At 70.3% G+C, this 8,327-nt stretch carries 7 protein-coding genes and 2 pseudogenes; 4 read left to right on the plus strand and 5 right to left on the minus strand.

Annotated features, from left to right (window positions below; genetic code table 11):
* Together ASC56_RS36800 and ASC56_RS36805 are read right to left on the minus strand one after the other, a co-directional pair.
* Window positions 1–429: pseudogene (locus ASC56_RS36800) on the minus strand (hypothetical protein); the annotation flags it as partial.
* Between the two features lie 172 nt (window positions 430–601).
* Window positions 602–889, minus strand: a pseudogene (locus tag ASC56_RS36805) (ISKra4 family transposase); the annotation flags it as partial.
* Between the two features lie 493 nt (window positions 890–1,382).
* Between ASC56_RS36805 and ASC56_RS36810 the strand changes: the two are divergent.
* Window positions 1,383–1,697, plus strand: coding sequence for a hypothetical protein (locus tag ASC56_RS36810; protein ID WP_055495958.1), 315 nt, complete (start codon window positions 1,383–1,385; stop codon window positions 1,695–1,697).
* Between the two features lie 11 nt (window positions 1,698–1,708).
* Here the strand turns inward: ASC56_RS36810 and ASC56_RS36815 are convergent, their stop codons facing one another.
* Complete coding sequence (locus ASC56_RS36815; RefSeq protein ID WP_055495959.1) at window positions 1,709–2,413, minus strand: UPF0158 family protein; 705 nt, start codon at window positions 2,411–2,413, stop codon at window positions 1,709–1,711.
* A 300-nt stretch (window positions 2,414–2,713) separates the two neighbouring features.
* Here ASC56_RS36815 and ASC56_RS36820 point away from each other — a divergent pair, with 300 nt between their 5' ends.
* The gene (locus ASC56_RS36820; protein ID WP_055495960.1) at window positions 2,714–3,133 is read left to right on the plus strand and encodes a hypothetical protein; all 420 of its coding nucleotides are present in this window, start codon (window positions 2,714–2,716) and stop codon (window positions 3,131–3,133) included.
* A gap of 9 nt (window positions 3,134–3,142) precedes the next feature.
* On the opposite strand, the gene ASC56_RS36825 is transcribed toward ASC56_RS36820, so the two are convergent.
* Together ASC56_RS36825 and ASC56_RS41470 are read right to left on the minus strand one after the other, a co-directional pair.
* Window positions 3,143–3,991 (minus strand): helicase-associated domain-containing protein, encoded by an 849-nt coding sequence (locus ASC56_RS36825; protein ID WP_199836171.1) that lies wholly within the window; start codon window positions 3,989–3,991, stop codon window positions 3,143–3,145.
* Window positions 3,992–4,128: 137 nt separating this feature from the next.
* Window positions 4,129–4,398, minus strand: coding sequence for a hypothetical protein (locus tag ASC56_RS41470; protein WP_199836172.1), 270 nt, complete (start codon window positions 4,396–4,398; stop codon window positions 4,129–4,131).
* 185 nt (window positions 4,399–4,583) lie between these two features.
* Between ASC56_RS41470 and ASC56_RS36830 the strand changes: the two genes are divergently transcribed.
* Together ASC56_RS36830 and ASC56_RS36835 are read left to right on the plus strand one after the other, a co-directional pair.
* Window positions 4,584–5,714, plus strand: coding sequence for a hypothetical protein (locus ASC56_RS36830; RefSeq protein WP_055495961.1), 1,131 nt, complete (start codon window positions 4,584–4,586; stop codon window positions 5,712–5,714).
* Window positions 5,715–6,121: 407 nt separating this feature from the next.
* Window positions 6,122–7,339: a hypothetical protein gene (locus ASC56_RS36835; protein ID WP_055495962.1), complete on the plus strand. Its 1,218-nt coding sequence runs from the start codon at window positions 6,122–6,124 to the stop codon at window positions 7,337–7,339.
* Window positions 7,340–8,327: the final 988 nt, after the last annotated feature.

The following is an 8,327-nucleotide window of genomic DNA, read 5'->3' on the forward strand; positions in this document are numbered from 1 at the left end:
GTTGCCCGCGTTACCGGCGTTGCCTGCGTTGCCCGCGTTGCCTGCATTACCGGCGTTGCCGTCCTTGCCGAGTGCTGCGGCGAGCTCCTTGTTGGCCTTTGCGATCTGGTCGTCGAGTTGTTTCAGGTTGCGGTCGACCTCGGCCTGGGCTGCGGCCGGGACCGCCGGGAGCTGCGACTTCACGTCCGGACACGAGATCGTGTCCGCGGCGTTCGCATTGCCCGCGTTCCCGTTGTTGTTGTTCCCCCCGGCCTGCTGGGTGGCCGTCGCGCTCGAGATCGTTCCGGGGGCTGCGAGGGGTGTGTTGCTCTTGGACGACTCGCCAGCGAAGGCGGAACCGGCGATGATCGCGCCGGACAGCACGACTGCGGCGGAGCTGCCGATGATCGCCACCCGGCGCTTTTTGTATTTCGGAAGAGCCCTGGACATAGGGATACCTCACTCGAGTTGGGGGCTGAGGTGATGAAAGCAGCAGTCACGGATGGCTCCCGCAACAAACGCGTCGCCTGTGTTCGAGGAGGTGTACGAGAAAGGACTCAGGGATGTTCAACGAGTCTTTGAAGGGTGCGTTGCTTCTTGACTGATGGGTGGGTGGCTGCGGTCACGCCGCGAGGGCGAGTTGTCCCTGGTAGCGGACGGCGTGGATGTGCAGGTGGTCGAGTTCGGTGAAGTAGCGCCAGTACCGCTCGAAGTCGCCGTTGTCGATGACGGCGCGTAGGAGGAGGACCGCCTCGGCGCCGGTCAGGCTCCATCTCGCCCCGGTCGCGTCCAGGCGGTCCTTGACGAGGAAGCGGCAACTTCCCTCGATCACCCCGGTCGCGATGGGCCAGCCCATGGCGAGGGCGAGGTGGTAGCGCAGGTAGGGCTCCTTGGCCTGCAGGTAGGCGGCGACGCGGCGGACGGTAAGAGCGCCGACGGCGGACAGGACAAGGAAGACGGCCATCACGGCGGTTCCGGCCGTGTACCTGCCTGTGGCGGTGCGGAGTGCGCCGGTGATAGAGAGGCCGATGATTCCTGAGATGTTGCCCAGGGCGTTGGTCATGGCGATGCCTGTGGCGACGCCGTGCCCTTGAGGTAGGTGGCGGGCAGTTGCGTGCGCGAGCGCCTGCACTTCTGCGCTCTGCATGGCTGGTCCCCTGTCAAAGGGCAGGGGCCAGCGGCCATCGGCCGATCTCGCGAACGAGGAACCCGCACCTGGCCTGCTCCGCACAGTCCGCGGCTCTCTCGGCGCCAACTCGCGGTGGGTGCTGAGGAGTCGGTACCGCCACCAGGCACCACGCCGATCCTCGCGGCGGGAGGAACGACCGCCGTGGCTCAGGGTGGGGCGGCTGGCGGTTGACCGAGCGAGGGCATCTGCGGGCACCGCCGGTACCTTGTTCTCTGTGGACGGACAGCTGAGCGATGCGGAACTCGACGAGCTGGTCGAGCAGGCCACCGTTGACGCCTACGACGGCGAGGAGCAGCTCACGGGCTTTTTCACGATGCTCGCAGAGCAGCTGGCTGTTCCGTTCAAGACGGTCGTTCTCGGGGTCGAGGTCACCGTGAAGAAGGTGGACCTGCTGCCCGGCAGCCGGATCGTGGCGGTCTGCAAGCGCGGCAGGCACCGGCAGGCGATCGGCATTCTCGACCTTCCGTTGCCGGATCCGGCGCCCGCGGGGGCCGAGTGGATCGAGGCCTACCGGCACTGGGGCCCGTGAAGGCACCCGGGTCAGTGGTCGCCCGACAGCGTCGGCCGGTAGCCCTGATCGGCGAGCCAGGCCCGGGCCCGGCCCTGCTGCCGTTCCGCGGAGAACAACCAGTACCGCTGCAGCTGCGCCGGCGAGGTGGCCAGCATGTCCTTGAAGCGGCGGAACGCTCCTGGACCCTGGATCGCGATGCCGAGGAACCGGGCGAGGTCCGGGTCGTCGAGGGTGGTGATGAAGTCCTCCATGTCGCGGTAGGCGTCCCGCGATCCCTCGCACGGGACGTCGAGCCACCGCTCAGTGCCTTCCGGTTCCTCCTCGTCCCATGACTCCTCGGTGTCCGCGAGGGCAGGCCGGCACTCACCGGTGCCCAGGTCGATACGGCCACCACCCCAGGCCGGGTCCCCTTCGAGCAGACTGGAGAGTTCCTCCAGGTCGACCGGCAGCGGCCGCAGCCGGCAGAGGGCACGGCCTCCCGCCGTGTCGAGCTGTTCGGCGAGGACCTCGTCTCCGGGCCAGCCCCGTTCGCGCAGTGCGGACGAGCACGCGGTCGCTGCCTCCCGGGCGCCGGGCAGGCCCCGGGAAACTGCTGCGGTGAGTGCGTCTCCACACTGCTGCAGCACTCCGACGGGGTCATGCGCACGCAGCAGGGCGAGCAGGGACGGGCAGTCCGCGTTGTGGCGGGCGGCGCGGAGTGCCTTCAGCGCGTGGTCGGTCCATGCCTCGGTCACGCCCGCGAGGCTACTCCCCCGAGTTCTCGGCTGCGCTGGAACAGGGGGACCTCCGCCGTGCGCTGCGAGCGCCGCCGTCTCCGGTGCGACAATGCGCCGGTGAGCACAGCGGACAGGGCCACAAGCAGGCGCAGGCGGCCGACGTTCGGCCCGGAACCGTGGCCTCATCCGGCACCGTCTGGCGAGTGGTCGTACTGGGACGTGTGGTTCGCCGTGGCGTGCGTGGTGGAGTGCGGCGGCGACTGAGAGGCCTTCGATGTTCGCCTCGCCGAACTGCATGAACTGGCCCGCGCGGCTCGGTTGCTCGCCAAGCGGCACCGAAAGCTCGCCCTGACCACCCGCGGCCGACAACACCTCGCCGACCCGGCCCTGCTGCAGGCCACGGCCGCCCGCGCGTGGTTCGGCGACGGTGTCCGAGCCGAACTCGCCGAAGCCGCCGCAGCGGCCCTGCTCGGCGGAAGACTCGCGCTCGACGACCTCACCGCCGCCGTTCACACCCTGGCCGCCGAGGTGTTCACCCTCCCCCACGGCTCCGCGCCACGACGCGACGACACCCGCCACTTCCTGTGGCAGTGGCTGCGTCCCGGCGAGGCCCTCGGCTTCCTGGCATACCGTGACCGCCGCCGCTCCACGATCTCCCTCACCCTCACCGGCCGAGTCGCCGCCCGCACCGCGCTCCGAGAACGTGCCCACGCCCCGCGGACCGCACCCTGGACGTGAACCTCCCGTTCAGGTTCGGGCGGGCAGTACGCAACCGAGTTTCAGCAGCGCGGCGCGGACGGCCGGCAGGTCGCCGGGGGCCACCATGAGATGCCTTGGGCCGATCCGGGAGCACAGCGCGCCCGCCCTGCGGTCCTTCGCGATCATCACGGCCTGCGCCTCGTCCACGCACTCCAGCAGGTGGCACGTACCCAGATCCCGTACCTTCTCGGCGCGGGAGGCGGCGTCGGCCAGCAAAGCCGTGACGGTCTGCGGCAGTTCCTGTCCTGTGCTGGTCTCGGCGAGGAAGCGGCGCAGCTCCTCCAGACCTCGGCCCGCGTGGAGGGCCTTCAGCAGGGAGGCGGTGGACAGCGTCCAGACACGGTCGGTGGACCGGGTTGCGAACGCGTCGAGCAGCAGCGCCTCGGCGGGGGCCAGGCCGTCGAGTGCCACGATGTCAAAGTTCGGCAGAACCCTGACCGGGCTCCGCGCCCCGGCGGCGGGCTCCGGGCCCGGTCGGTAGGCGTCGGTGCGCCCCGTCGCGTACGCCCCGAGCGGGTTCAACCGGAGGGCGAGCAGCCCGTCGTAGCGGCTGAGCCGCTGAAGCCAGTCGGCACCCCACATGTGGCGGAAGTCGTCCCGGGCGCCGTCCGGGTCGATGTACTGGACGTCGACGAGGCCGAGGCTGGCCGCGTACTCGAACAGCACACACAGGGTGTAGCGGCCCTGCAGTACCGGCCAGTCGTGGTGTCCGTCGTAGCCGAGGCTGCCGTACTGCGCGTCCTGCAGGTACAGCTTCCACAGCGCCCGCTCGGAACGGACCAGGTACGGGTCATGCCCTGCGGTACGCATCGCCTTGAACAGCTCGTCCACCGCCATCCATTCCCCTGGCGTGCAGCACTCGGCGAGCGCCGCACCCACCGCCTTGCGGCGCGGGCCGGCCGCGCTGAGGACGTTCGCCGCGCGCTGCCCCTTGACTGCCTCGATGCGGCTGAACTCGTCCAGTACCCCGTGGCTCAGCCAGCGCCGCCACAGATGCCGGATCGTCTCGTGGGCGGGCGCGGCCAGCGCCTTGCGCCCCGCGCGGTCAACTCCAGTCGGCCGCCCGACAGTTCGGCAAGACCGCCAGCCTGGAGCAGCAGCGGCCAGGCGAATGCCCTGACCGCCTCGCCCTCGTAGAAGTCACTGCCGGTGAGGACCTCGCCCAGTGCGCGGAGGGTGGCGGCGCAGGGGCGCTTCGTCTTGTCGCCGCACCGCAGCCTGCCCGCGGCAACCAGCTGCAGCACGGCCGCGAGCTCCGTTCTCGCATCATGCTCCATCGCCCGCTCGCACCACACCGCCACAGCCCGCTCCTCCCCGCCACCGCTCGCCTCGGCTCACCCTATGACGTTTGATTGCTGCCTCCGGTCGGCTCCGCTGCCGTGGCCCATCCGCGTCCGAGCCCACCCGCGGCGGCGATAGGGTCCGCCGTGTGAGCGAGTACCAGTACTACGAGTTCCAGGCCCTCGACCGGCCGCTCAGCCGCGAGGAACAGGAGCAGCTGAGGGCCATCTCCACCCGGGCCCGGATCACCGCAACCAGCTTCACCAACACCTACAACTGGGGCGACCTGAGCGCCGATCCACGCAAAATGGTCGAGCGCTATTTCGACGCCCACCTGTACGTGACCAATTGGGGCACCCACCGGTTGATGCTCCGCCTGCCCAAGCAGACCTTGACCCTGCCGGCGGTGCGGCCGTACTGTCTCGACCATCACACCGAGGCCTGGACCACCCGCACCCACCTCCTGCTCGACCTGACCAGCGAGGACGAGGGCGGCGACTGGATCGAGGGCGCCGACGACTCGCTGTCCGCCCTCATCGGCGTACGCGACGAACTCACCACCGGCGACCTGCGCCCCCTCTATCTGGCCTGGCTCTCAGCACTCGCCGCCTGGGAACTCGAAGACGACGACGAAGACGAGTACCGGACTTGCCCCGAACCGCCCGTCCCGGCCGGGCTCGGCGAACTGACCGCCCCGCAGCGGGCGCTGGCGGATTTCCTGCGCGTGGACGACGACCTGCTGGCAGTCGCGGCCCAGGCCAGTCCCGCCGCATCCAAGAAGCCGACCAGGCCTGCGAAGAAGGAACTCGCCCCGCTGATCGCCGCGATGCCCCAGAAGGAGAAGGACGCTCTGCTGCTGCGGCTCGCCCTCGGCCCGGAACCTGGGCTGCACACCGAACTCCTGCATCGCCTGCGCGGCACCGACGCCCCCACCACGGTCCCCGGGCGCCGGTCCGCCGCCCACCTCCTGGACGCCGCCCACACCCTGCGCACCGAACGCCGACAGCGCGCCGAACACGAACGGGCCACCGCTCGCGCCCGGCATCTGACCGCTCTCGCAGGCGAGGCCGAATCCGTCTGGCAGCAGATCGAGGCGCACATCGCCACCAAGAAGACCAGCTGCTACGACCAGGCCGTCAGCCTCCTCGCGGAACTGCGCGACGCCTACGCCCACGCCCGACAGCACACCGACTTCCACCAGCGCCTGGCCCGCCTGCGCGAGGACTACCAGCGCCGCCCCGGCCTCATCCACCGCCTCGACCGCCACGGCCTCCGATAGGCCGCCTCGTCCCGGCACCGATCGAGCCGCGTTGCGCCCTCCCCACCTCAGTGAGGCAACGTGAGCGCCTGACGGTCCGGCCGCCCTGGTCGCCCACCGGTTGCACCGTCTCGGCATCGGACGGACAGCCGCGCGGCGCTGCTCCTGCCGAGGTCCAGAGACCAGCCGAGCCGGTCGCAGAGGTGCTCGGCCAGCTGTCCCCAAGGACATCGGCGGCCGGCCTCGGACCGCCGCCGGTTTCTCAGGGTGGTTTTGACGGCTTGATGAGCCGACGCTGACGCACAGCCCCGCCGTCCCAGGCCGGGTTTCGGACACTCCATACCCAAATCTCATGGTTGTGCAGCAACCGGGGAGCGGTCAGGGGGAGTCATTCCAGGCAGGGGGTCGACCACCAGAGAGGCATGAGGATGGCTGATCAGAGCAGCCGCCCCGCGCGGGGCGGGGCCGCCTGGCACTGGTGGTTCCTCGGTCTCTGGGCGGCCGTCTGGTTCCTGGCGGACCTGCACGGCGGCGGCTACTCGTGGCACTACTTCGCGAACGGCAGCACCTTGCTCTTCTCCGGCTCCGGAGCCTCGCCGGCTGGGGGCCTGCACCTCTATGCGAACTACCCGAACCTGCAGATAGGACCACTGGCCTTCCTCTGCGCCTGGGTTCTGGGGAACCTCGGCGGGGTCGTCGCCGCCCAGCTGACGATGATGAGCGCCGGCCTTCTGGTGCTGCGGCTGATCGAGCAGACGGCACTGGCCCGGCAGCCGGATCTGCGGTCGCGCCCGCAGGCCCTGCGGATGACCGTCGCGGCCGCCGGTGCGGTGTTCCTGATCGTCTGGGCATCCCTGGCGGTGCACTACAGCCACCTCGACGACGTGCTGGCGCTGCTCTTCGCGGCACTGGCGATCCGGGCGGTCCTCGCCGACGTCCCGGCACTGGCGGGACTGAGCCTGGGCCTGGCCGTGGACGCCAAGCCGTGGGCCCTGGTCTTCCTGCCGCTGACTCTCGCCGTGGCCCGCGACCGACGACGGCATGTCGCGTTCTACGCCGTCGCCGTCATGCTGCTGGCCTGGCTGCCCTTCGTCGTCGCCGACCCCGCGACGCTGGGTGCGACCCAGTACCACATCGTCAACGAACCGTCCTCGGCGCTCCGCGCGCTCGGGGTGTCGGCGGCGGGGACGCCGTCGTGGGACCGGCCGGCGCAACTCGTGCTCGGCTGCGCGCTTGGGACGGCCGCGATCCTCCGAGGGCGCTGGGTGGCGGTGCCGCTGCTCGGCATCGGCGCGCGACTCCTGCTGGATCCCGGCGTCTACGACTACTACTCGGCGGGATTCCTGCTCGGCACCTTGGTCTGGGAGGCCCTGGGGCTGCGTCGACCCGTGCCCGTCTGGTCGCTGGTCTCCTTCGGCGCGCTCTACCTCGCCCCGAGGCTGACCAACGACGCTCAGGTCCTGGGCGACCTCCGACTCTGGCTGCTTCTCGCGGTGGCCCTTAGCGTCCTGCTCGCTCCACGGGACTGGTGCGTCGCGCCGAAACCGAGCAAGGTCGCCGCCGGCGGCCTTCGACTTCCTCCCCAAGACCCCTGGGTTGCCCACTCGGTCGGCGCGGAGGCGAGCAGGCCGTCCGTGCACCACTGAGCGTGACTGACATGAGCCAGGGCACAGGCTCTGTAACTACCGCGTCGACAGGCGGCCGTGAACCTGCTGACCGAAGTGGCTCGATTCCCCGCCCCGCCGACCTGATCCCGGACGCTACCGGTCTGGACGCCCCCACCAGCGTGTGCAGGGCAGCCGAGAAGCAGCCAGCCGTGTTCATCGCCGTCGAACGCCAAGCCCCGCGGTGGACGGTCGAAGCCGACGTGCTCGGTGCCCCACAGCACGCCATCGACGCCCGGTGTACCACGCCGTACGAGAGGCCGTCCTCCGCCTGATCCGCTCCCGGCGGAACCGCCCCGGCTCCTCCGCCGGCCCCGTCCACCTCGAGCTGCACGACATGGACAGCGAGGCCCGGGCCCGCGAACCGGCCGCCGAACTGCACGCCGCCCTCAATGGCCACCTCGAACGCCTGGCCCTGCCAACCCGCTCACGCCCTGGCGGCGCAGCCGCGCCTCAGCGACTCAGCCCCAACCAAGGTTCCACTGAGCCTGATCCCCGGGACCTCCAGTTCGAGGGAGGAGGCCCCGCCGTCACCGGCGAGAATCGAACAGCGGCGGCCCCCGGCCAGGAAGGCGACCGCCGCCGTCACCACGTCCGTAGCGGTCAGACGGGGCCCCTACTGGCCGACGGCGTGCGGGGGCGGCGCCGTGCACCCCGGCATGCGGCCCCTCTTCGCCGGCCGTGCGTGCCGACGGCACCGTCGCGCCTGCGCTGACAGGGTCGCCGCCCGCCCCGTTCAATGTCTTCTCAACGTCTTCTCAACGTCTTGGGTCGAGACGTCGTGCAGGCCGGTCGAGGCCAGTGCCTGCTTCACTTCCGTCGCTTCTGCGCCACCGGTCCACGGTCTTATGTGGAGGGGCAGATACGGCGGGTTTGTCAAACATTCAGATTCCAGCTGATGTCGCGACAGAACCGGCGGCTAGTCATGTCCCGCATCGCCGTCCGCGTCATCAGTAGCAACTGGAGTTAG

The organism is Streptomyces sp. TP-A0356, from assembly GCF_001417775.1.
Lineage (GTDB): Bacteria > Actinomycetota > Actinomycetes > Streptomycetales > Streptomycetaceae > Streptomyces.

What these genes read in the sequence shown, in the direction of transcription:
- ASC56_RS36825 (WP_199836171.1), bottom strand. Translation starts at nt 3,991, where the DNA reads ATGGCGGTGGACGAGCTGTTCAAGGCGATGCGTACCGCAGGGCATGAC.
- ASC56_RS36835 (WP_055495962.1), top strand. Translation starts at nt 6,122, where the DNA reads ATGGCTGATCAGAGCAGCCGCCCCGCGCGGGGCGGGGCCGCCTGGCAC.